19 protein-coding genes and 1 pseudogene are annotated in these 22,350 nt (G+C 66.7%); 8 read left to right on the plus strand and 12 right to left on the minus strand.

Annotated elements, in window-relative coordinates; genetic code table 11:
* Positions 1-247 precede the first annotated feature (247 nt).
* Positions 248-1,029: pseudogene (locus tag ACGFIW_RS19360) on the plus strand (transposase); the annotation flags it as partial.
* A 361-nt stretch (positions 1,030-1,390) separates the two neighbouring features.
* Here the strand turns inward: ACGFIW_RS19360 and ACGFIW_RS19365 are convergent.
* The 3 genes from ACGFIW_RS19365 to ACGFIW_RS19375 form a co-directional block, all read right to left on the minus strand.
* The gene (locus ACGFIW_RS19365) at positions 1,391-2,839 is read right to left on the minus strand and encodes an aldehyde dehydrogenase (RefSeq protein WP_393317279.1); all 1,449 of its coding nucleotides are present in this window, start codon (positions 2,837-2,839) and stop codon (positions 1,391-1,393) included.
* A gap of 61 nt (positions 2,840-2,900) precedes the next feature.
* Positions 2,901-3,773: an SDR family NAD(P)-dependent oxidoreductase gene (locus ACGFIW_RS19370; protein WP_393317282.1), complete on the minus strand. Its 873-nt coding sequence runs from the start codon at positions 3,771-3,773 to the stop codon at positions 2,901-2,903.
* Positions 3,774-3,914: 141 nt separating this feature from the next.
* A complete protein-coding gene (locus tag ACGFIW_RS19375) occupies positions 3,915-4,757 on the minus strand; it encodes an oxidoreductase (RefSeq protein ID WP_393317285.1) in 843 nt (280 codons plus the stop codon).
* 177 nt (positions 4,758-4,934) lie between these two features.
* Here ACGFIW_RS19375 and ACGFIW_RS19380 point away from each other — a divergent pair, with 177 nt between their 5' ends.
* Positions 4,935-5,480, plus strand: a complete 546-nt coding sequence (locus tag ACGFIW_RS19380; protein ID WP_130402258.1) for a TetR/AcrR family transcriptional regulator — start codon at positions 4,935-4,937, stop codon at positions 5,478-5,480.
* A gap of 93 nt (positions 5,481-5,573) precedes the next feature.
* Here the strand turns inward: ACGFIW_RS19380 and ACGFIW_RS19385 are convergent, their stop codons facing one another.
* Both ACGFIW_RS19385 and ACGFIW_RS19390 read right to left on the minus strand, forming a co-directional pair.
* A complete protein-coding gene (locus ACGFIW_RS19385) occupies positions 5,574-5,729 on the minus strand; it encodes a hypothetical protein (RefSeq protein ID WP_393317288.1) in 156 nt (51 codons plus the stop codon).
* Between the two features lie 9 nt (positions 5,730-5,738).
* Complete coding sequence (locus ACGFIW_RS19390) at positions 5,739-6,848, minus strand: AAA domain-containing protein (protein WP_393317291.1); 1,110 nt, start codon at positions 6,846-6,848, stop codon at positions 5,739-5,741.
* Between the two features lie 243 nt (positions 6,849-7,091).
* On the opposite strand from ACGFIW_RS19390, the gene ACGFIW_RS19395 reads away from it, so the two are divergent.
* Positions 7,092-7,262, plus strand: coding sequence for a hypothetical protein (locus ACGFIW_RS19395; RefSeq protein WP_393317294.1), 171 nt, complete (start codon positions 7,092-7,094; stop codon positions 7,260-7,262).
* An 86-nt stretch (positions 7,263-7,348) separates the two neighbouring features.
* Here ACGFIW_RS19395 and ACGFIW_RS19400 read toward each other — a convergent pair whose 3' ends face one another.
* Positions 7,349-7,597: a hypothetical protein gene (locus ACGFIW_RS19400; protein WP_393317297.1), complete on the minus strand. Its 249-nt coding sequence runs from the start codon at positions 7,595-7,597 to the stop codon at positions 7,349-7,351.
* A gap of 495 nt (positions 7,598-8,092) precedes the next feature.
* Here ACGFIW_RS19400 and ACGFIW_RS19405 point away from each other — a divergent pair, with 495 nt between their 5' ends.
* The 3 genes from ACGFIW_RS19405 (at position 8,093) to ACGFIW_RS19415 (ending at position 12,704) form a co-directional block, all read left to right on the plus strand.
* Positions 8,093-9,130 (plus strand): methyltransferase, encoded by a 1,038-nt coding sequence (locus ACGFIW_RS19405; RefSeq protein ID WP_393317300.1) that lies wholly within the window; start codon positions 8,093-8,095, stop codon positions 9,128-9,130.
* 125 nt (positions 9,131-9,255) lie between these two features.
* Positions 9,256-10,875 (plus strand): ABC transporter ATP-binding protein, encoded by a 1,620-nt coding sequence (locus ACGFIW_RS19410; protein WP_393317303.1) that lies wholly within the window; start codon positions 9,256-9,258, stop codon positions 10,873-10,875.
* On the plus strand, positions 10,872-12,704 hold the full coding sequence (locus ACGFIW_RS19415; RefSeq protein WP_393317306.1) for an ABC transporter ATP-binding protein: 1,833 nt from the start codon (positions 10,872-10,874) through the stop codon (positions 12,702-12,704). The genes ACGFIW_RS19410 and ACGFIW_RS19415 overlap by 4 nt, the downstream gene beginning before the upstream one ends.
* On the opposite strand, the gene ACGFIW_RS19420 is transcribed toward ACGFIW_RS19415, so the two are convergent.
* Genes ACGFIW_RS19420 through ACGFIW_RS19445 form a run of 6 tightly spaced genes read right to left on the minus strand, consistent with a single transcriptional unit; the run spans position 12,694 to position 19,540 of the window.
* The gene (locus ACGFIW_RS19420; RefSeq protein ID WP_393317309.1) at positions 12,694-13,911 is read right to left on the minus strand and encodes a cytochrome P450; all 1,218 of its coding nucleotides are present in this window, start codon (positions 13,909-13,911) and stop codon (positions 12,694-12,696) included. The genes ACGFIW_RS19415 and ACGFIW_RS19420 overlap by 11 nt on opposite strands.
* Positions 13,908-15,203, minus strand: coding sequence for a PLP-dependent aminotransferase family protein (locus tag ACGFIW_RS19425; protein ID WP_393317312.1), 1,296 nt, complete (start codon positions 15,201-15,203; stop codon positions 13,908-13,910). The genes ACGFIW_RS19420 and ACGFIW_RS19425 overlap by 4 nt, the downstream gene beginning before the upstream one ends.
* An 8-nt stretch (positions 15,204-15,211) precedes the next feature.
* Positions 15,212-16,561: a (3,5-dihydroxyphenyl)acetyl-CoA 1,2-dioxygenase DpgC gene (gene dpgC / locus ACGFIW_RS19430; RefSeq protein ID WP_393317315.1), complete on the minus strand. Its 1,350-nt coding sequence runs from the start codon at positions 16,559-16,561 to the stop codon at positions 15,212-15,214.
* A complete protein-coding gene (gene dpgB, locus ACGFIW_RS19435; RefSeq protein WP_393317318.1) occupies positions 16,558-17,274 on the minus strand; it encodes an enoyl-CoA-hydratase DpgB in 717 nt (238 codons plus the stop codon). Before dpgB ends, dpgC begins: the two co-directional genes overlap by 4 nt.
* A 22-nt stretch (positions 17,275-17,296) precedes the next feature.
* Positions 17,297-18,355, minus strand: coding sequence for a 3,5-dihydroxyphenylacetyl-CoA synthase DpgA (gene dpgA / locus ACGFIW_RS19440; protein ID WP_393317321.1), 1,059 nt, complete (start codon positions 18,353-18,355; stop codon positions 17,297-17,299).
* Between the two features lie 12 nt (positions 18,356-18,367).
* Complete coding sequence (locus tag ACGFIW_RS19445) at positions 18,368-19,540, minus strand: glycine amidinotransferase (RefSeq protein WP_393317324.1); 1,173 nt, start codon at positions 19,538-19,540, stop codon at positions 18,368-18,370.
* A gap of 194 nt (positions 19,541-19,734) precedes the next feature.
* Here ACGFIW_RS19445 and ACGFIW_RS19450 point away from each other — a divergent pair, with 194 nt between their 5' ends.
* Positions 19,735-20,727, plus strand: a complete 993-nt coding sequence (locus ACGFIW_RS19450; RefSeq protein WP_393317327.1) for a hypothetical protein — start codon at positions 19,735-19,737, stop codon at positions 20,725-20,727.
* 98 nt (positions 20,728-20,825) lie between these two features.
* Complete coding sequence (locus ACGFIW_RS19455; RefSeq protein WP_393317330.1) at positions 20,826-22,094, plus strand: peptide ligase PGM1-related protein; 1,269 nt, start codon at positions 20,826-20,828, stop codon at positions 22,092-22,094.
* Positions 22,095-22,350 lie beyond the last annotated feature (256 nt).

A 22,350-nucleotide genomic window follows, 5' to 3' on the forward strand; every position in this document is an offset into this window, starting at 1 on the left:
TGAGGCACCGGCGTGGTCATGGCGTTTCCACTGATCAATCTGGTCGGTTTGCATGTTCGAAGCCCGGCTCTGCGCGGCCCGATGCGACAGGCTGTGCTCGCGGAACTGTTGGCCCTCCGCCAAGAGGTCGCGATGCCGCGCCGTCAGGTCAACGGCCAACCGCGCCCGTCCCTGAACCAGGCGGGCGGTCGCCGGCACCGCTATCAGCCGGATATCCCATCGGGCGCCCCCACCGACGCCCGAGCAAGACCACCAAGCCGTGCTCGACCAGGCACTCGTTCAGATTCCCGACGCCCGCCGGCACGGCACCCCGATCCTGCTGCGCGCCGATACGGCTGGTTCCAGCCATGGCTTCCTCGCTCACATCCGCGGCCTGCGCGAGCAACACCTGGACATCCGGCTCTCCGTCAGTGCCGCGATCACCGAAGGTGTGCGTGCGGCGATCCGGGCTGCGACCGGCTGGGTCCCCGCCGTCGACACCGATGGTGACTTGCGAGATCACGCGCAGGTCTGCGAGATCACCGGCCTAGTCGACGCCGCCGGCTGGCCGGAGGGCACCCGGTTCCTGGTCCGCCGGGAACGCCCGCACCCCGGCGCCCAACTGTCCTCGACACCATCGAAGGCTGACGGCATCAGGTCGTCGCCACCGACACCCCACCCGGCGGCCGCAGCATCCAGCACCTGGAGGCCCGACACCGCGCGCACGCCCGCGTCGAAGACCGCATCCGCACCGCCAAGAACACCGGCTTCGGCCGGTTCCCGTCCCGGGTGTTCGCTATCAACCAGGCATGGCTGCAACTCGCCCTGACCGGTATCGACCTGCTCGCCTGGACCCAGAACCTGCTCCTGGACGGCGAGTTGGCCACAGCAGAGCCCAAGAAGCTGCGTTACCGGCTCCTGCACGTCGCAGCCCGAATCACCCGCACCGCCCGCCGGACACGACTCGCCATCGCCGCCAACTGGCCCTGGACCGACGCCCTGGCCAGCGCATTCAACAAGCTCGCCGCACTACCCCGACCCACCGGCTGACTTCGAGACCCACGCCCCAACCAGCAACACGGAGGAACCCGGCCCCGCGCCGGGCCCTCAGCATGCCAACAAAGCGGCAACAGAAACGCCAACCAACTTCATCGAACAGCAGCTATGGATTCCCATTCGAGTGAAAGACCGAGGCTAATCCTCGAAGGAGACCTGCGCGCCGCCGCTGGGCTATATCCTCCGGGGCCTGGCACTATCCTCCGGGGCCTGGCACTGGATTTCCTGCCCGACGAAAGTCGCGAGGAGTTGGGGCACCTTGCCTGCGGCCGAGCGGGGACGCAGGTGGTGAGCGCCACGCATGCGGCCAGCGGGGACCGGGGCGCACCAGCGATTCAAAGCCCTCCGTCGGCTGTCACCGCAGGCGGGTGACCGTCTTGTGCTCGATGTAGCCGGTCAGGCCGACCTGGCCGTACTCGCGACCGAGGCCGCTGGCCTTGTAGCCGCCGAACGGGCCATCGAAGCTAATCGGCGAGCCGTTCAATGTGACAGTGCCGGTGCGCAGTCGGCGGGCCATGTCCAGGGCCCGCTCGGGGCTCGTCGTCCAGATTCCACCGGAGAGACCGTAGTCGGAGTCGTTGGCGATCCGCACTGCCTCGTCCTCGTCGTCATAGGCGATCACAGCCAGGACCGGGCCGAAAATCTCCTCCTGCGCGATGCGCATGCTGTTCTTGACATCGGCGAAGACGGTCGGGGTGACGTAGTTGCCCTGCTCCAGGCTCTGGGGCACCTCGGGGCCACCGGTCACCAGGCGGGCGCCTTCCGCGATACCCAGCTTGATGTAGTCGATCACGCGTTGCTGCTGGTCCGGCCGGATCATCGGGCCGACGAAGGTGTCCGGCTCTGACGGATCTCCGACCTTCAGCGACTCCACCATCTCCTTCAGCGCCGCGACGACCTCGTCGTAGCGGCTGCGCGGCGCCAGGATCCGGGTCTGCAGGATGCAGGCCTCGCCGTTGTTGCCCAGGGAACCGAAGCGCAGCCCCTGCATCACGGCTGGCAGGTCGGCGTCGGCCAGGATGATGGCGGCGGACTTGCCGCCCAACTCCAGGCCAACCCGCTTGAGGTGCTCCCCGGCGATCGAGGCGATACGACGGCCGGCCCGGGTCGACCCAGTGAACGAGATCTTGTCAACGTCCGGGTGCGAGACGAGGTGTTCGCTGGTCTCCCGGTCCGCCGGGAGAATGCTGAGCACGCCATCGGGGAGGCCGGCCTCGTGCCAGAGGTCGGCAAGCAGCATCATGCTCAGCGAGTTCTCCGGGGAGACCTTCAGTACCACGGTGTTGCCGGCCAGCAGCGCGGGGACCAGCTTGGCGGTGGCGGCGGAGAACGGCGAGTTCCACGGGATGACCGCGGCGACCACGCCGATCGCCTCGCGCCGAACGATGGTGTCGAAAGCCACCGTGGGGTCGGAGGGCTCGACGACCTCTTCCCAGCCGAACTCCTCGGCCGCCTTGAGGTAGGCGTTGACCTGCCGGGTCAGGAAAGGCTGGCCGGCCTTCGTGAACCAGCCGGCCGATCCGTTCTCGGCCGAGATCGCTGCCGCAATCTCGTCGGCCCGCGCGGCGCGCAACGCGTCGTAGCGGCGGATGATCTCTTGGCGCTCCTCCGGGATCGTATGCGGCCACGGCCCGTTGTCGAACGCCGTGCGGGCGGCGGCGACAGCCGCGTCCACATCGGCGTTGGCGGCCTGGGCCACCGCGCCGAGCACGGACTGGTCGTGCGGGGAGCGGATCTCCAGCAGCTTCGAACTGCTGGGCGTCATCCAGGTACCGCCGATGTAGAGCTTGTCGCGAACAATCATCAGTCACGTCTTTCTAGTGAGGGGAGGGAAATCGGGCGTCAGGCGCGGTGGGGCGTGCGCCCTAGCTGATTGGGGAAGTTGGGGGGCGGACCATCTTGGCGACCGAGGTCTCGGTGAAGTCGCCGAGACCGTCGAGATCCGTGGATTGGCTCACCTCGCGCCACGCGGCGTCCTCCGTGGCCCGGGCCTCGGCGATCAATGGCGCGAGCCAGGCCGCGTCCGAGCCCAGGAGGAGCCGCGCCGGCGGCTGCGGCTCCTCCGTGATCCGCAGGATCACACGCGCCATTTTTGCTGGATCGCCGCGCTGCACGTCCGGATTGTCACGGTACGTCCGTACGAAGGCGCCAACTGTCTCGTCGTACTCGTCCTGCATGGGCGGCACGGACATCGGGGCAGCCGCCCACCGCGTCCGAATGCCGCCCGGCTCGACCAGGGTGGCGTGGATGCCGATCGTCTCCACCTCGCGTGCGAGGATCTCCGTGAAACCGCCCAGCGCCCACTTGGCCGCCTGATATGCCGCCAGGCCGGCCTGGGCGCGTCGGCCGCCAATCGTCGAGACGTTCACGATGCTGCCGGAGCGCTGTGGGCGTAACACCGGCAGGGCGGCCCGCACCATGTTGACCGCACCGAAGAAATTGATCTCGACGGTCCGGCGGAACTCGTCCTCCGGCATGTCTTCAATCGAGCCGACGCTGCGGTATCCGGCGCTGTTCACCAGCACGTCGAGGCGGCCGAACTCGCTGACCGCGTACTGGACCGCCGTCCGTGCGTCAGCGCTGGAGGTCACGTCGACGGCGAGTACGCGCAACCTGTCCTGCTGTTGGTCGGGCACCGGCAGGACGTCGGTGGTCAAATCCGTCGCAAGCACGTTGTGCCCGGCCTGCAGCCCGGCATCGACCAGGTGCCGACCGAGGCCTCCGCCCGCTCCGGTCACCAAGAGTGTCTTTGTCATTGCGTCCCACCCACACTTTCACGGAATTTCGGGGCACAGCTGCGCCCTCCACACCGAGCCGCGACAAGCGACCTGAGCGCATGCTCGGCCACGAACAGTCCGCAGGTCGCCGGGCTCTGGCGGTCAGGACTTAACCGGGTGGTCCGTGGAACGACTGACCTCGGCCCACGTCCGGGCCTCCGTGTTGCGCTCGTCGCCCGATTTCAACGCGATCTCCAGGGCGTCGCTGCCGAGCAGCAGTCGGCGCGGGGGCTCCGGCACGTCGAGGATGTCGACGATCGCCTTTGCCATCCGGGCCGGGTCACCAGGCTCGTTGCCGGCGTAGGCCGCGAACCGTTCCAACCACGCGCCGACGGTCTGCTCGTAGCCCTCGCTGAGCTGGCCGGAGGCGGTCGCGGCACCGGCGGCCCAACCGGTACGGATGCCGCCCGGCTCGACGATCGTCACCTTGATGCCCAGCGGGGCGACCTCGTTCGCCAGCACCTCGGAGAAGCCCTCGACGCCGAATTTCGCCGTCTGGTAGGCGCTGAGGCCTGGGGTGCCGCCGACCCGCCCGCCGATGGACGAGATCTGCACGATGTGTCCGGCGCGCTGGCGGCGCAGGACGGGCAGCGCCGCCCTGGTCACGTTGACGGTTCCGTACAGGTTTGCGTCGACCTGTGCCCGGAACTCGTCCTCCGGGAAGTCCTCCACCGAACTGCTGGCGGCGTAACCGGCATTGTTGATCACCACGTCGAGGGAGCCGAACCGGTCGACGGCCGCCGCGACCGCTTTGCGGCACGCCTCAGGCGAGGTGACGTCCAGCAGCAGGGTCAGGAGTCGCTCCGGGTGCTCCCGAGTCAGGTCCGTCAGCGAATGTGGGTTGCGCGAGGTCACCGCAACTCGATCGCCTGCCCCGAGTGCCGCCAGGGTCAGGGCCTTCCCGAGACCCTGGGAACCGCCGGTGATCAGCCATGTCCGTGCCATGGCACCTCCTTCTGTCTGGAACTGAACCCACTCGGGTTCAGCCCGCCTGTGCCGCGAGATATGCGTAGTAGATCTTCACCTAACCACAACTTGACTGTAGCACTAATGGCCTCGAACACCTCCTCGGCGAGGATGATCGTGAGGTTATCCACTACCACTGTTACGCTTGGAGCTATCATGAGAGCTGACGCCGCCCGCAACCTCGCTGCCGTCCTGCGCACCGGGGCCCGCCTGCTGGCGGAGGACCCGAGCACCTCGATCTCCGCCATAGCCAGCGCGGCGGGAGTGGACCGCACCACCGTTCACCGCCGCTTCGCCAATCGCGAAGCCCTGCTCAGCGCCGTCTTCCAGGCCAAGCTCGACTCTGCGGAGCGAGTCCTCGACGATTCACGGCTTACGGAGGCGCCGGTAGCGGTCGCATTGCACCGCTACGTGGAAGGGATCATTCCGGTCAGCCGTGACTGGCCCGTCGACACGCGCCGCATGATGCGCGCGGATCCCGCCGCCGACAGACGACGTCAGCAGCAGAGTCAGCGACTGAATGACTTCCTCAAACGCGCTTCCGATGAGGGCTACCTTCGCCCCGACACCTCCCCGGCCTGGGCGCGGGCGGTCCTCAACCAACTGGTGGAGACCGCCGCCCATCACTTCCCCGAAACGGCTCCCCCACGGGCGGCCGACCTGGTCGTGGAGACCTTCCTCAACGGCCTCGGCCCGTCGTGACAACCGGGAGCCGCCACCGAAGTTCGGCCTCGGTCCGGGATCCCGCTTCTCCGGCACCAGGGGTCGGCGGTGCAGCAGACCCGACTGAAACTGTCACCTATCGGTGCAGCAGACCCGCGCGACGTTCTCCCAGCCGGCTTGTTGGAGAAGCTTGGGCAGCTCGGCCCCACGTCGATACACGGGATAGTCGTCGCCACAAGCGATTCGGGCGATCTCATCGAGGGTGTTGTCGTCGATAGTCTCGAGCACGCGGGTCTCCTAGAGGTCGTCTTCGTCGTCGGACAGCGTTGTGGGTCTCCAACGTGGCTGCTGGCGTGGTGCTGCGGGCAGTGAACGGGGTTCGATGCCTCGTTGCTGTAGTTGCTGCCAGAGTGGTTCGAGGGCGGCAGCGGGGTCATGCAGGTATTCGCTGTCCCGGATGCGAATGAACTGCCAACCGGCTCGGCGTAATTCTCGCTCGCGGTGTAGTTCCTGCTGGACCTGCTCGGGTTGTCGGTACCGCGAGGGTGTGTCGCACTCGATGGCCAGTCGGCCGTTGTCGCCGACGACGACAAGATCGATGGCTCGGTGGTCGACGGGGTAGTGCGGGACTACGGCGTAGCCGCAGCGCCGCAGCTCCAGGAAGACGCGTTGCTGCAGCAGGCAGGCGAAGGGTTCGGTGCGGGTGTCGGGGGTGACGTCATCGAGCTCGGGATCGATCGTGAAGGTCGCCGGAGGGTGGAGCATGTAGGTCAGCAGGGAGTGGCGAAGGTCGGTGGGATTCAGGCTGTTAGGGGGCACCGAGGTGAACAGCCAGAGTTGGTCGCGGGCGCGACTGGCGGCGACGTTGTACCGGCGCTGCTCGGTGCGGCCGGTGAGAGCCGTTCTGGCCTTCCTTACGACCATGGACAGCAGGATGATGTCGCGTTCGTCGCCTTGGAAGTCGGGTGGTTGGCCAACTCGGATTTGTCGGTGGCGTATGTCGGCCGGGTCGATGCGTTCGTAGAGCAGATTCTCAAGGATTTGAGTTTGCTTGCCGCTCTGCAGCGCGATGATGCCGATGGTCTTGTTGCGGCACATCGGGTCGTCGATGTTCTTTTGAACGTGATCGATGACGGCGCTGGCTTCGACCTGATTGCGCAGGGTTGCCCGTTGTCCCTCTTCCATGGCGTCGTCGACCTGCACGACTCTGAGGGGGTCAAGGCGGTCGGCCCCGAACTGACGGAGTGGGATAAGTCTGCCGTCGTAGAACTGCGCAGAGGACCATCCGATAATTTCGGGCATGCATCGGAACTGTTCGGAGAGTCGAATGACATCGGAGAAGCGGGTGGCTAGGAGTTCGTAGAGATTCGAGGCGGGGAGGAAACCGTTGCGCAGGTTCAAGGCCATGTCGGCAGCAGAGAAGTCTCCAACTTGTTGGATTGGTGGCCGGAGATCAGGGTCTGCAGCCATGCCCTTCGAGGTTGTGGTCGGGGTCGCTCGGAAAACACTTGCCGACCACGGGCTGGCTCCCTAACGGTCTGCGCCCCGGCCACAACCGCCGGCGGGAGTGGCTCGAGAGGAATATGTTGAGCCCGAAGTTGGTCTGCTCTCCTCGCCGGGCCCCTTTCCCCGGCCCTGCAAGGAGACCCTGTGCCCTCCGCCTCACCCTCAGCACCTGCCCCGGTCGTCATCGCGATCAACCCTCACAAGACGTCCTGGACCGCCGTCGCAGTCGACAACCGACTCCAGCCACTGGCCTCGATCCGCATCGAGGTCAACCGCGGCGGCTATCGACAGCTGCGCCGCTTCGCCGGCCGCTGACCGCACGCGACCTGGGCGGTCGAAGGCGCCACCGGTCTCGGCGCCGCGCTGACCGCCCGTCTGAGCGCCGACGGCGCCGACGTGGTCTACCTGCCCGCGAAGCTGGCCCGCCGCGTGCGGCTGTTGTCCGCTGGGCACAGCAGCAAGACCGACCAGGCCGACGCACTTTCGGTCGGAATCGCCGTGCACACCGCTGCTCGGCTCAACAGCGAGGTCCATTCGGAGCCGGTGCAGTCACCGTTGTGGGTCGTCGCGTTCCACTTCGGGCCGCCGTTTAGAACGATGCCGAAGAGGAATCCGAAGGTGCACTCGCCGCTTTGTGTGGCGATGGCCATGTCGCATCCCGGCACGCTGGTCAGTGTCGCCCCTGGATCTGCGTCTCGATGTCCCGCACCCATGTCGCCAAGCTGCAGGACTTCGACGTGTCGATCACCGGTGCTGACGTCGACAGGAACGCATCGGTGCGGTCGAGTGTGGCAGTCTGCCCGCCGACTCGCCCGATCGCTCGCTCACGCCGAGCACCAGCATCTGACGAATCCCGGTGAGCCTCGTGAGCGCCGCGGTGAGACCCGGCGCGCCGACCTCCAACGCCCGACCTTGCAGATGCTGGTAATTGACGGAACAGCCGTACAAAAGCACTCGGGAAACAGCAGAAGGTCAACCTCCGCCGCGCCCGCGAGGTGCTGGTTGGCGATGGTGTGTAGGTGGGTGGTGTTGGCGCACGGGTGTTGGGCGTGGGTGACGTCGAGCTGGCGACGGGCGACGCCGGGTCGGGACGGTGGCCGGGTTGTGGCATGCCGCCGAGGGAATAAGTGATGTACACTCCCCCCGTGTCTGAAGAGGACGATCCGGTCCGCGAGCGCTTCGACCTTCTGGTGAATGCCCCAGCGCTCTTCAACGCGACCGTGACCGCAGTGGAATTGGACATCTTCCGGTTTCTCGCCGACAACCCATCGGTGTCGTTCGACGAGCTTCATGCCTTCACCGGTCTTCCGGCTCACCAGTTGCGGGTGCTATTGCACGCCGTCTGCAGCACCGGGCTCCTAGAGCGGCGCGACGGGCGTTACGTCAACTCGCGAGTGGCCCAAGACCTGCTCACGACCGACGCCCCGAACAGTTGGCGGCACATCCTGATCGGATGGCGGGAAATCTACTATCCCGCCTTCGCGCACATGACAGAGGCGCTGAGGGCGGGGACGAACACAGCCCTGGCTGCCCACCCCGGAGACGAGCCGACGCTCTATCAGCGGCTTTCGCACAACCCCGAACTGGAAGCTGTCTTCCACCGGGCCATGAGCGCGTTCACGCTCAAGAGCGTCGATGCGCTCGTGGAGTCCGGTGAGTTCGCCTCCGTACGCCGGGTACTCGACGTCGGCGGCGGTGATGGCACCACCAGCACCCGCCTGGCCGCGCGCCATCCCCATCTCACCATTACGATCTTCGACATTCCGAGTGTCTCGAAGATCGCGGCGGAGGCGACTGCCCAGGACCTCGGTGACCGTGTGACGGTGCGTCCCGGCGATCTCTTCAGAGATCCCTTCCCGGACGGCTTCGACGCCATCCTCTTCAGCCATGTCCTAGAGATCTTCTCCGGCGAACAGATCACGGAACTACTGACCAAGGCGTACCATGCGCTTCCCGCAGGGGGCCGGGTCTTCGTCTACGGATACAATGTCTCCGACGACGAGACCCACGGGTGGTACTCCGCCCGCCTCTCGCTCTATCTCAACGTCCTCGCTAGCGGCCAGGGGATGGCGTACCCCGCCCGGGACTACGAGGAGTGGATGCGCCTGGCCGGCTTCTCATCCGTGCGGACGCTCACCGGGTTGCCTTACGAGCACGGGCTGACCGTCGGGGTCAAGGCCTGATGCCGGTGCTCCAGTCGCCGGCCCCGGATCGGGGCCGATTCCCCGTCCCCGATCCCGGCACGCCCGACACCAGGTCCCCGTCGCACTATATGCGCTGGTTGGTCGTCCAGCACCGGTGGAGTTTCGTGCTGGCCACCGTGTTCGGTGTCGTGTCTACGCTCGCCCAGTCCCTCGTGCCCGCCGCCATCGGCTTCGGCATCGATCGCGGGCTCATCCCCCGCGACCGGCAAGCGCTCATGCTCTGGGGGGCTGCGGTCCTCCTGCTCGGCGTTACCCAGGCCGTCACCGGCACGCTCCGCGACCGCAGTTCAATGTTCAACCGCCTCGGAGCCTCCTACCGCACCACCCAACTCGTCACCCGCAAGGCCACCGAGCTCGGCGTCGAACTTTCTGGTCGGGTCTCTACCGGGGACGTCATCGGCGTCGGTGCCATGGACGTGGGCCGGCTCGGCAGCGCCTTGGAGAGCACGGCACGCGGTGCCGGGGCCGTCGCCGCGATCATCTTCGTGGCCGTGTTCATGCTGGTCACGTCCTGGCAGTTGGGCCTGGTGGTGCTGATCGGTGTACCCCTGATTGCGAGCGTCATGACGCTGCTCATGAGGCTCCTGCACGACCGTCAGCAGCAGCTCCGGGACCGCCAGGGCGCACTTACAGCCCTGTCCGTCGACCTCATCGAAGGGCTGCGAGTCCTGCGGGGGATCGGCGGCGAGGACGTCTACGCCCGCCGCTACCAGCACGCCTCTCAGGAGATCCGCGGGAACGGCGTGCGCGTCGCGTCGACGGAGGCAAATATCTCACTCGCCCGGGTCCTGCTGCCTGGACTGCTCGTCACCGCCATCGTCTGGCTCGGCGCTCACCATGTGCGGACCGGCCGGATCGAGCCCGGGGTACTCATCGCCTTCTACGGGTACGCCATGCTGCTGGCAGATCAGCTCCGCCACGTCACCGGCATGCTGGCGCAGCTGACCCGCGCCGCGGTCGCGGGTCATCGCGTGGTCGAATTCCTGCGCTTGGCCCCGGGCCTCCGGTCCGCTCCAGGCGACACCGCAGAAATGCCGCGTGGCGCCGAGCTGCACGATGCCGAGTCCGGCGTCACGATCCCACCTGGGCGTCTGGTCGGCGTGGTCTGCGCGACCGCGGGCGAGGACCGCACGCTCGCCGACCGGCTTGGCCGGTACGCGGACTCACAGGTCACCTATGGCGGTACCCCGCTGTCCGCGTACCCCCTCGACGACGTACGCCGCCGCATCGTGGTGGTCGACAACGACGCAGTGCTGTTCTCTGGTCGCCTCGCCGAAGAACTGGACCCTTCCTGGCACACCCCGTCCGGGGCTCCTCACGTGGAGGCCGTGCTCCGAGGCCTGCACACCGCTGTCGCGCAGGACGTGGTCGAAGCGCTGCCCGATGGGCTCGGCCAGGAGATCGTCGGGGGGCGCGAGTTCTCGGGCGGCGAGCAGCAGCGGCTGCGGCTGGCCCGTGCGCTGGTGGCCGACCCGGAAGTCCTCGTCCTGGTCGAGCCGACCAACGCCCTGGACGCGCACACCGAGAGTCGGGTGGCGCATCGGCTAGGCACCCACCGCGAAGGCCGTTCCACCGTGGTGTTCACCACCAGCCCGATCCTGCTGAGTCGGACCGACCATGTCGTGTACGTCCAGGACGGCAAGGTCCTTGCCGAGGGCGAGCACGCCAGTCTGATGTCCGACGCGCGTTATCGGGCTGTCGTCATGCGGGAGGTGCTGGCATGAAAGACAGCCCCAACATGATCCGGTCCCTGCCAGTGGCCTCGCAACGCGAGGTGCGCGCCTATGCCCGCCGGGCGGCACTGCGCCACAGGAGGGAACTGGCGCGAGCCATCCTGTTGCACGCACTCGCAGCCACAACGGGACTCGTAGCGCCACGGCTCCTCGGTGACCTGGTCGAGACTTCGGCGAGCGGCACCGCCGACATTACCCGTACCGGTTTGACCATCCTGGCGGCGGTCGCTTTCCAAGCTGTGCTCACGCGTTTCGCGCTGTTCGCCTCTCTCCGGCTCGGCGAGACGGTACTCGCGGAGCTGCGCGAGGAGTTCGTCCAACGGGTGCTCGCTCTTCCGACGAGCACGGTCGAACGCGCCGGATCAGGTGACCTCGTTACCAGGACCACCCGCGATATCGACGTACTGGCCCTCACTGTGCAGCGTGCGGTGCCCGATACGCTAGTTGCGACCGCGACCATCGCCCTGACCGTGGGCGCCGTCTTCCTCACCGATCCGCTGCTCGTCCTGCCCTGCCTGGTGGCGGTCCCAGTGCTGTTTTTCTCCACCCGGTGGTACCTGCGCCGTGCCCGCGCGGGCTACCTGCGCGCCAACGCCTCCTATTCCCAGCTCAACGATGGCCTCTCGCAGACGGTCGGCGGAGCGCGCACCGTGGACGCCCTCCGACTGGCGTCGCGCCGTCATTGGAAGACCGACGATGACATCGCGGAGTCATCTGCGGCCGAGCGCCGTACCCTGTTTTTGCGCAGCGTCTACCTGCCGATTGCGGACACCGGCTACATCTTGCCGGCGGTGGCCACCCTCACCGTCGGTGGCCTGATGTACATCGACGGGCGGGTGACTCTGGCGGCGGTCACCGCGGCCACCCTGTACGTCCAGCAGATCATCGCGCCGGTGGACATGCTGCTGTACTGGATGGACGAGTTGCAGGTCGGTGGTGCGTCCCTGGCGCGCATCCTCGGGGTGCGGACGGCAGAGGTCCAGCCGGACCGCGACCGCGATGCTCGACGTCCGGGGCACAGCGACGGCATCGGTCTACGGAACGTCCACTACGCCTACCGCGACGGGCGGGACATCCTAAAGGGAGTTGACCTGCTCATCCGACCGGGAGAGCGGCTGGCGATCGTCGGTCCGTCCGGTGCGGGCAAGTCCACCCTCGGCCGGCTGATTGCCGGCATCCATCCGCCCGACCGCGGGACTGTCACTCTCGACGGGATGCCGATTGACCGGCTGTCTCTGAGGGAACTGCGGCGTGATGTGATTTTGGTGACGCAGGAATACCACGTCTTCAGCGGAACTCTCGCCGACAACCTTCTCATCGCCCGGCCAGACGCCGCCCCGGAGGAGCTCGAACGGGTCCTGCGAGCCGTTGGTGCCTGGGAGTGGGCGTCGGCGATCGGGCTGGACCGCGCTGTCGGCTCCGGGGCAACCTCGCTTTCGCCCGCGCAGGCCCAGCAGTTGGCGCTCGCCCGGCTCGCCTTGCGTGATCCGCGTGTGGTGGTGCTCGACGAGGCGACCGCCCTGCTCGACCCGAACACCGCCCGGGCCCTGGAACGATCCCTCAACGACCTGCTGAGCGGCACCATCGTAGCCATCGCGCACCGTCTCCACACCGCCCATGACGCCGACCGCGTGATCGTGCTGGAGGAGGGCCGGATCGTGGAGGCCGCGCCGCACCGTGAACTCGTCACGCGCGGCGGTCCCTATGCCGAGCTGTGGCGCTCCTGGAATGGCGGAGAGCAGGACCAGCCCGTTCCTGGCCCAGCCATCTCCCGAGTTCCGGCTCCGCAGCGCCAGGAGGTGCCGCGGCTCACCACCTGACCGGTAACTGGTGCACGGAGTAAAACGCCATGTCCCTCCCAAGTGGGACCTCCTTCGGGGAAACGGCCAGCCGTAGGTCGGAAAAACGCGCGAAGAGAGCAGGGAAAGCGATCCGCATTTCGGCGCGCGCCAGGTTTTGGCCGATGCACTGGTGCACCCCGTGGCCGAACGCGAGATGGCCCTGGGCGCGACGGCCGACATCGAGGCGGTCTGGGTCCTCGAATCGTTTGGGGTCGCGGTTGGCCGCGGAGAGGGAAATCGTGACCGATTCCCCGGCCCGCAGGGTCTCTCCGGCGAGGGTGACGTCTTCCAGCGGAGTGCGGGGCACGCCGAAGTGGAAGATCGTCAGATAACGGAGCAGTTCCTCCACCGCCGAGTTGACCAGGGAGCGGTCTGCGGTCATCCTCGCCAGCTGATCGGGATGACACAGCAGCGCGAACGTCCCGAGGCTCAGCGAGCCGGCCGTTGTTTCGTGGCCGGCCGACAACAGCAGCGCGCCCACTCCGGCGATCTCCGTCGTCGACAGGACCCCGTCCGCAGCGAGCGCGCCCAGCAGATCATCACTCGGCTGCCGCTGCTTGTGCCGGGCAAGGTCGGTCAAGAAGGCGTCGAGCTCTCCCATCGCCCGGGCCGCCTGCTCCTTGGTCGTCTCCAGTCTGAACAATGTGGCGCTGTTGCGTTGGAAACCGGCTCGCTCACTGTAGGGAACCCCGAGCAATTCGCAGATGACCAGCGATGGTACGGGCAGCGCGAACGCCTCCACCAGGTCGGCGTATCCCCCTAGATCAGCCATTGCCGTCAGGCGGTCATCGACGATCCGCTCGATCTTCGGCTGCAGGTCCTGAATCCGGCGCGCCGTGAAGGCTCCGATGAGCCGCCGTCGGATCCGCGTGTGCTCGGGCGCGTCCATGTCGACAAGCCAACCGGGCAGTGCGGAACTGCCGTAGAAGGAGCCTGCGCCGGGGCGGGCCACCGGCACCCGTTTGAACTCTGATCGGGCGCTGAAGCGAGGGTCGGCCAGGATCTCACGTGCCAGGTCATAGCTGGTAACCAGCCATCCCACATGCCCGTCGGGATAACTCAGACGGCTGAGTGGTGCCGTGGGACGCAACGCCGCCAGCTCGGGCGGCGGATCGAACGGGTTGGCCCGTTCCGTCGGCAGCGAAGGAACATTCTGCGATGACGCAAGGCTCTGTCGGCCCGTCATGGCCGGATCTCCGCTCGCAGAAAGGCCACGAGTCTTTCTACCCCTGTCTCGATCTGGTCCGGGTTGAGGTAGCTGCACGACAGCCGCAGGGTGTGCTCGCCGCCACCAGCGAGGTGGAATGGGGCCATGGGCGTCCACAAGACGCCGTACACCGAGGCGGAGATCTCCAGCAGCGCCTCATCGGCCGGAACGGGCAGCCGCATGCGGACGAAGAAGCCCCCCTCGGGCCGGTTCCACTCGATGCCTGGTGGGAGCCCGGACTCCGTACCGCGGTCGAGGGCGTCCAGCAGGTGCGCGAGGTTACGCCGGTAGAGAGCGGCCCTGCGGCGACTCGTCTCCGCCAGGGATCCGCCGTGCTCCAGCAGCATGCCGCCGATCAGCGCTTGGCACACCGGCGACGTGTTGACCGTGACCATGGTCTTGAGGCGCGCCAATTCGTCGGCGAGCAGTCTTTTCTCGCCGTTGGGACCATGTATGGTCTGATCGGCCACCACGTAGCCGACCCGAGCCCCGGGAAAACACACCTTCGCGAAGGTGCCGATGTGGACTACGCGGCGTGTCGTGTCCAACGCCTTTAGCATGGGCAGCTCGGTACCAGGTGCTGCCGTGAAGCCGTAGGCGTTGTCCTCCAGAATCAGGAAGTCCTCCTCGTCGGCGAGTTGTAGCAGCCTCTTTCGGCAGCCCAGGGGCATGCGGTTACCACTGGGATTGGAGAAGTCGGGTGCCACGTAACAGGCCCGTACCCGTTTGCCAGCTCGCCGCGCCGTTCGGCACGCCGCGCGTAGGGCGTCGAGGTCGACCCCATGACCCGACTCCGGCACCGCGACCATACCGACGCAGAGCAGGTGCGCAGCCCCGACAATCCCGACGAAGCATGGATCCGCGACCGCCAAGAGGTCGTCGGCGGACCGGATCAGGGCACGTAGCGCCAGCAGCATTCCCTCCTGCGCACCGACGGTGACCACCAGGGCGTCCTGGGTGACATCGATGCCCTGGTCGCGACAGAGGGCGTCGGCGACGAGGTCGTTGATCAGGCCGCGGCTCGGTCCGTACTCGTATAGCAGCCGTCGGGCTCCTGCGGGGCCGTGCCCAAGTCGGGTAACCGCGTGCTCGAGGAAGCGCTGCAGATAACGGTTGGTGTCCAGGTCAGCAAAGGAGTCCGGGTGCGGCGCGCCGGGCGCAAAGGACACCGCGTCGGGATAGCGGCACATAACTTCGTTGAGGAACTCGACCGACCCGAAGACCGGATTTCGCAGCGACGTGTGCAGATCGGCAGAGGTGAGTGATGCCACGAGTGCCCTCACCCGGCCGACCGCGAACGGGCCCAGCGGCGCTCGACCCTGGCGAGGACGTCGTCACTGTAGATCCGTATGGCCTGCACGAGCGCGAACTCGGCCAGATAGCTCCGGAAAAGCTCCAGCGGTTCTTCGGCCAGAATCAGCATGCCACGGTTGGCGGCCACGGCGGAGCCGGCGAGGTCCCGCACCGCCCGCTCGATGGCCTCGTCGAGCAAGTCGGCGGGCAATGCCTCGTCGCACACTAGGGCCGCATCGGCGTCGCCAGCGCGCAGCCGCCGTCCCGACAGGACGATCTGCCGCGCCATCCGGGCACCGGTCAGCCGGGTGAGCCGAAGGTTGCCTAAGCCGGGCACGATGCCCTCCTCGGCAGCGGGGAGGCTGAGGAAAGCACCCTCCTCGGCGATCACGCGGTCGACGACCAGCAGCAACTGCATGCCGCCACCGATGGCGAACGAGTCGACGACACCCACCCATGGTTTCTGTACGGTTGTCGGCGCCCACCCGCCCGGGTCTGCCGTGAGCAGTCCGCGCGCCATCTTGTTGAGGTAACCGAGTTCGCGGCCGAGCAGGAAGCCCACGAAGGAAATCTTCCCATCGTGCAGGCTCCTGAGGTTGATGCCTGCACTGAATACCCGGCGTCCCGCGTGCCGGGAGTGGGTGACCACCCCACCGCGCAGCACACCGACTCGCACCCGGTCGTCCAGCAGAACGAGGTCGACCGCCGTTTCCAGGTCGGCCACCAGCCGGTCGTCCTCCGCGTTGAGGCAGTGCCCGTTGCGGAAGGTCAAATGGGCGGCCTCCCCCCGGCGCTCGAGCAGGACAGTATCGAGTTCCACCGTGCCCGAGCTGCGGAAACGGTTTAGAAGGGCGATCGATCCCGGGGTGGGATGCCGCATGGTCTCGATGAGATGGATCCCCGCGCCAGGGGAACGCAACAGGGCGCTGAAGAAAATCCCCTGGTCAATCTCGCGGCCTTCCTTGTGTGCCTGGATACGCTGCCGCTCCTCGGCGAGTTGGGCAGCGGTCGGCACCAGCCCCGGGAAACCCTCAGCCGCCGTGCGAACCAGCTCCCCGACCCTGAGGCGCCGGGTACGTCCCGAGGTAAGGACGTCGTACACCCGCTCCGCGTGGCGGGCGAGGAACGCCTGCCGTGCGTTGCGGCAGGCATCGTGGACCCGCCGGGCCTGTGCCGATTCGGCCGCGTTGCGATCCGGCTTGGGCGGCAGCAGCGCGAGCAGCCGTTCGCCTTGGTCGGTGCAGTGCCATAGAGCTGCGGCGTCCGTATCGAGGTCGCCGGTGAGGACTGGGGGCTCCGGCGGTCGGTGCGCGGCGGGTTGGGAAAGGTTGATCATGAGGCGTCCTCCTTGTCCGCGGTGGCGAACGCCAGGCGCCGCAACTCCCGGTCACAGGCGGCCAGGTGCGCGCCGAGCGCGTCGCTGAACTCCACGGACGACGCTTCGAGCAGCAACTGCCGTCGGATGGCCAGCTCGCGGTCGGAGATCCGCCCCATCAGCACCGTCGCCGTGTGGGCGGCTTCCGAGAGATCGGTGGCGATCTGGTCGATCAGCCCGAGTCCACGGGCCCGATCGATGTCCAGGTCATCACCCCACAAAACGATCTGCCGGGCCTTGGCAGCACCCAATTGTTGGGTAAGCCGGTAGACGGCCATCCCAGGCCAGAAGTGCCCGTCGTTGACCGGGAGCATCAACAACAGGTTGGGTTCGCCGATGCGGAAGTCGGTGGCTAGCAGCAGGTCCAGTGCGGGGCCTCCACAGGCACCCGCGGCGACGGCGATGCTCATCGCGGAGAGCCGTTCGAGCCGACGTACCGCCCGCTCCCAGCGCGTGATGTCCTGGATGCCGACCGCGCCAGGCCAAGACCGGGAGTCTGTCGGGGTGGGCAGCAGCCGCAGGAGCAGGACGGAGCGTTGCGCGCTGCCCTCCACCCGGTCGCAGGCCGCGTTGAGCCCGGCGGTCAGTTCTCTGAGAGGGCGTGTGCCGTTTATCTCCAGTGCCAGCCCGAGTCCGTCGGGCATCAGCCGGCTCAACTCGCTTTCCGTCTGCACTGCCTGCCGTCCCTTCGTCGTGTCACCAGCGCGCCAGGGCCATCTCGATCGTCGATCCAGGTCCCATCGTCATGAGGACCGCATGGTCCCCTGGCTGCACCGGCTCGTCTGCGATCAGCCGCTGATAGGAGAAGAGAAAGGACCCGCTCGAGAGATTCCCATGATCGCGCAGCACACCGGTGGTGTGCCGGACGTCGTGCCGAGTGAGGCCGAGATTGATCCGCACAGAGTCCACGACCTTTTTCCCACCGGAGTGCATGACCCAATGAGCGATCTCGGAGTTGGATAGCCCCGTGCCGTCGAGGAGCTGGTCCAGGGCCTCCTCGGCGTGGGCACCCACGACGTAGGGAACCAGCGGGTCGAGAAAGAAACTGAACCTGCCCTTGTCCTCGTCCCAGTCGTAGCGCATGGCGTCCACGGCCTCGGGAATGATCCGGCTGGAAAACCGCAGCAGAGCGGGACCCTTCGGCATCTGAAGTGCCGCAGGCGCGGTGACGGCAACCGCCGCTGCCCCGTCGCCGAACAGGCTGTTGACGACGGAGGACCGCATGGTTCCATCGAGGACGTACGCCGCCGAACACACTTCCACGCACACCATGAGGGCGAGTTCATCGGGATGCGCGCGGGCCCAACCAGCCACCGCGCTCAGCGCGTTCAGCCCGGCGTTGCAGCCCATGCCGACTACGTCCAAGCGGGAACAGGAGGTGCTGATGCCCAACTCCTTGATGAGCAGAGCCGAAAACCCGGGGGTGAGGAAGCCAGTGGAAGTGACGCAGCACAGGTAGCGGACGTCCGACAATTCCGCCCCCGCATCCCTGAGGCAGGCCTCGATCGCCGCACGACCCAGAGAGACACCCTCGACGGCGTGTTTGCGCAGCAGATCGCCCTGTGACTCCTCGGCACGGCCATGGTCGTGCGCCAGCGGCGGCAGCGACAGACCGCGCCGCTCGATCGCGCTGTTGAGAAAGACCGACCGGACGCGGGGGTCGGTGATGGAGAGGATGTCGAGCAGTTCCGGCTGGGTATAGGACGTCTCCGGCACGGCTGTGCCCACACCAATGATCCTGGCGGGAACGGGCATGATGGCCTTCTCTCAGCCGAGGTAGTCCTCGGGCCCGCCCTCGCGCACCGTGTCGAGGGTGAAGCAGTGGAAACCGCCCCCGAACAACCGCCGGTGCCGGTGCCGGACCGGGACGACCGTGAACCGGTGCTTCTCGAGGGTCCGCACCAATTCCAGGCAGGCGTCGTTGACCAGTACGGTATCCGGACCCACCGACAGCACGTTCAGGTCGATGAACGGGCTAGTCAGGACGAGGTCGTCGTCGTCGTACCGAGGAAAGCTGTCGCTCGCGGGGGCCGGCGGGACGATCAGGTCCCACGAACGCAGCGCCGCTGGCAGCTTCTCGGCGACGGCCTCCGACCGTACCAGGAGCGTGCCGGGGCGCAGGGCAAGCACCATGCTGTCGATGTGGCTGTCGCTGAGCCGGTACACCCGGTGAATCCGGAACCGTCCGTCCAGGTGGCGTTCCAACCAGTCACACGCCATGGCGTGGTTGATCGTGGAGATGTTGACCACGAGGTCGCGGCCCAGCCGCAGCACCTGGGCGCCGTCGAACATCATCTCCAACCCGACGTCGTACGGCGATGGCTGCGGATCGCCGATCGGCTCGGTCGGCCCACCCACCGTGCTCTCTCGGGCGTAGGACAGGTCGAAGGAGGCGTCTGTCATGAGCGGTCTCGGCATCACCGTCCACCGGGCGCCCTGCTCGAAATAGCGCTGGAAAACCGGGGTGAGGAACTGGGTCTCGAAGTAGCGGGAACGGATCATCGGAGGCGTCTCGATGATCTCGTCGCCGGCGATAAGAGTGTTGTCCCTGACGTTCAGTGGGGGCACCACCGACGCGGTCCAGCCAGGAGTGCGTACCTCGCTCGTCGAGGGATCGAGGTGCATCGGACGGTGCACCGTGACGGAGAGGCTGGCGAGGGTCTGAGCGAGTGCCTCGACGTCCTCGTTGAGCTCCTCGACGTACCGCTGTTTGATCAGAAGACGGTCGCTGCCGCCTGAGGGCCCGTGGGCGGATCCGCCCCGCCCGGCGGGTGTGAGCCTCGGGTAGTACCACTCGGACCGTGAGGCGTTGTCACCCGCGATGTTGTCATGGAAAAAGAGATCAAACGACAACTCCCGCTCGTGGGAATTGTAATTCATCGCCGAGCCGACGACTACCTCTTTTAGGGGAGACCATTCGTCGAAGCTGTTCAGCATCATCGCGTGCTCCATTGATTACTGTCAAGGCGCTTGATGTCGATCGAAGCACGCGAGATGCATGTCCGTCGATGTGACGTACATCACTATCTGTTCCGAACTCCATCCACCACTTCTATAGACTGCGATGAGCATTGGGCCGACCGAAACGAAGATCAGGCCACGTGAACTGCCGTTGCCCGAGTTAAGGGGTCAACATGGTTTTAAGTTCTGACAGTCAGTTCGACGCTCGCGGCGTCCGCGACATCGCCACCGCAGATCTCAGTCCCGCACGCCGGCCCGTAATCGAAGCACTGGAGGCGGCCGGTGTCGGAAACCGCCAGCGGATGGCAAGTGAGCTGGAACTTGAATACCGCCGCTACCTAGTCATGGCGCGGCGGGCCGGGGCTCGCCCGGCGGCTTCGGCCGCAGTACGCGCCTACGCCTCCATCGCCCGGTCTCAGGGGTTGATTGAGCCCGACGACGGCCCCGAGATGACCCACGCCGAGACGGCTGAACTATACGATTCGATGGTCCCGTACGGAAATCGTGAGCTGTTCTTGGGTCAGAGTGAAGAATTACCGGCGGTACGCGCCGTCAACTACCGAGAGTCCGTCGCAACCGACAGCCCGACGACCTGGCGCGTCGGATCACTACCGACCGTCGACCTCTCCGTCCTACGCGAGGACGCCAACAGTGCGTGCCCAACCGCCCGGCGGGTGGATAACGAGTCGTTCGGAGTGGACGTAGACGGCCGACTCTACTCACCATCGCGTACTAGGTTTGCCGACAGCGAAGAGACCGCCTGGCAGTTCTTCTCCAGTCCCGACTTTCTCGCTGAATTGTTCCGGCTTGCCGGAGAACCGCTGTTCCTGGTACGAACGTCGTATCTGGTTTATGAGGACGAGGACTTCCTCGGCATGCACACCGACGGTGCGCAGTGCAAGTACGTGGTCCTGATGTCCATATCGGGAGAGGTGCCCCCGCTAAACACCTACGCCAGCCTCCGCGGCGCGAGCTCCGAGACGCTCGTCGAGGTCGCCATGGCTAACAGCGGATTTCCTGAACCCGACGAGACTGTGCCGATCACGTCCGAACCGTTGCTCATGCGGGGTGCCCACCTGCCGCACGCCCGGGCCACGCACCGGGGGCGTCCGATCCGCCTTGCCTCCGCCTGCTTCGACACACTGACCGGGACTCCCGCAGGCTGACGCCGATCGTCTCTGCCCGCGCGATCCTGCCCGATGCCTCCCGACCGACGCGAACCGCTCCCCCGCAACCCCTTCCCGTAATTCAACGAGGTGGCTACATGCCCAGGCTTCTGGTCGGCAACCGTGTGAGCGATGATCTGATAGGAACCTGGGGCAAGAGTGCACTAGGTTGGTGGGCCCAGCGGCTACTGTGGTTCGTCCGCGAGGGGGACGTCGCGGTGCTTCCCGAAACGCCCGACGAGGATTTCCTCGCGTACGTGGTCGAACTGCTCGGCATCGACCGGGCGGCCGTCAAGTTCGTGGTGCCGGACGATCTAGCGGGAGACTGGCTGCTCGGGCCGGGTCTGTTGACACAGCTACGCGAGGCGCTCGCCGGACGGGACATCGAGACCGTCTTCGCCCTGAGCCCGGACAGCAGCGTGGCGGAGCTGGCGAGGCGGTTGGAGATCGAATCCGCCCTGCCGGGCTTCAGCTTTCTCACCCAGGGTGGCGCGGCGATCGCCGACAGCAAGGCCGTCTTCCGTGCCCTCGCCGCGGGGAGCGGACTGCCGCTACCCGAGGGCGGCGTGTGCGCCAACCCAGAGGACGCCCACCGGCTGATCACCCGCCTGCTGGAGCTTGGACCAGTGATCGTTAAGAAGGAGTTTCTTGCTGGCGGTAGCGGCAACCAGGTGCTCACCCGCAGCGGGAAAATCCAAGTGAACGGTGCTGAGCGCACCCTGGTGCTGGAAGAGAACGGCGACGCCGTCCGCGCGTACCTGGACGAGAACTGGGAGTGGCTCAGCGAGGGTAGGCGCCACCGTGTGGTCGTCGAGCGGTTCTACCCCGGCAGCCGGGCGATTTTTGCCGAGTTCTGGATCTCGGACGACAGCATCGAACTCGGCGGCCAGGGAGAGATGGTGGCCGCCCCCGTACCCGACCACTCGTACATCCCCACGCCGGCCCTGATCCCGGAACAGGAAGGCGCCCTCATGGCGGGAGGACGCCGGCTCTGTGAGGTGCTCCAGGCCATGGGATACCGGGGCGTGCTCAGCGCCGACGCCATTATCGTAGGCGACGAGGTGTTGTTCACCGAGTACAACGGGCTCGTTACCGGCTCGACCCACGTCTATCACATGGGTCGTCGCCTGGTCGGGGAAAATTACGCCCGAGACCGTGTGCTCCGGGAGCAAGTGTCATGGAAGGTGGAGTCGTTCGGGCATGCGCGCGCCCACCTCGCCCGCGAGGGACTCGCGTACGACCACGCCACCCGAACCGGAGTCGTTCTACTCAATGCGTGGCGGGCCGCGTCCGAAGCCGTTCCCTACTGCCTCGTCGCCGAGGACGTCGAAGCCGCAGAGCGGCTGGAGAAGCGGCTGAAGTCCTGATTCCCAGGCACCGTGCTCGCCGCGCCAGCACAGACCGTCCTCTGGGTTCGCCCCGGGGACTGGACTAGTTGCCGCCGACATCGGAAAGGAGGTGATTCTGATGCAGGGGAACCCGAAGAAGGACCTCGAGGACAAGGACTTCGAGGACTTCATGCGCAAGTACGAGGCGTCGCGTGAGCGCCTCGCCAAGCCCGAGCCTCGGTAACCCGGGACCGTTGCGGGCAGGTGCCGGAGAGGCACTTGCCCGCAACGGTGA

The sequence above is a fragment of the Micromonospora sp. NPDC048935 genome (assembly GCF_043197875.1).
Taxonomy (GTDB): Bacteria; Actinomycetota; Actinomycetes; order Mycobacteriales; family Micromonosporaceae; genus Micromonospora.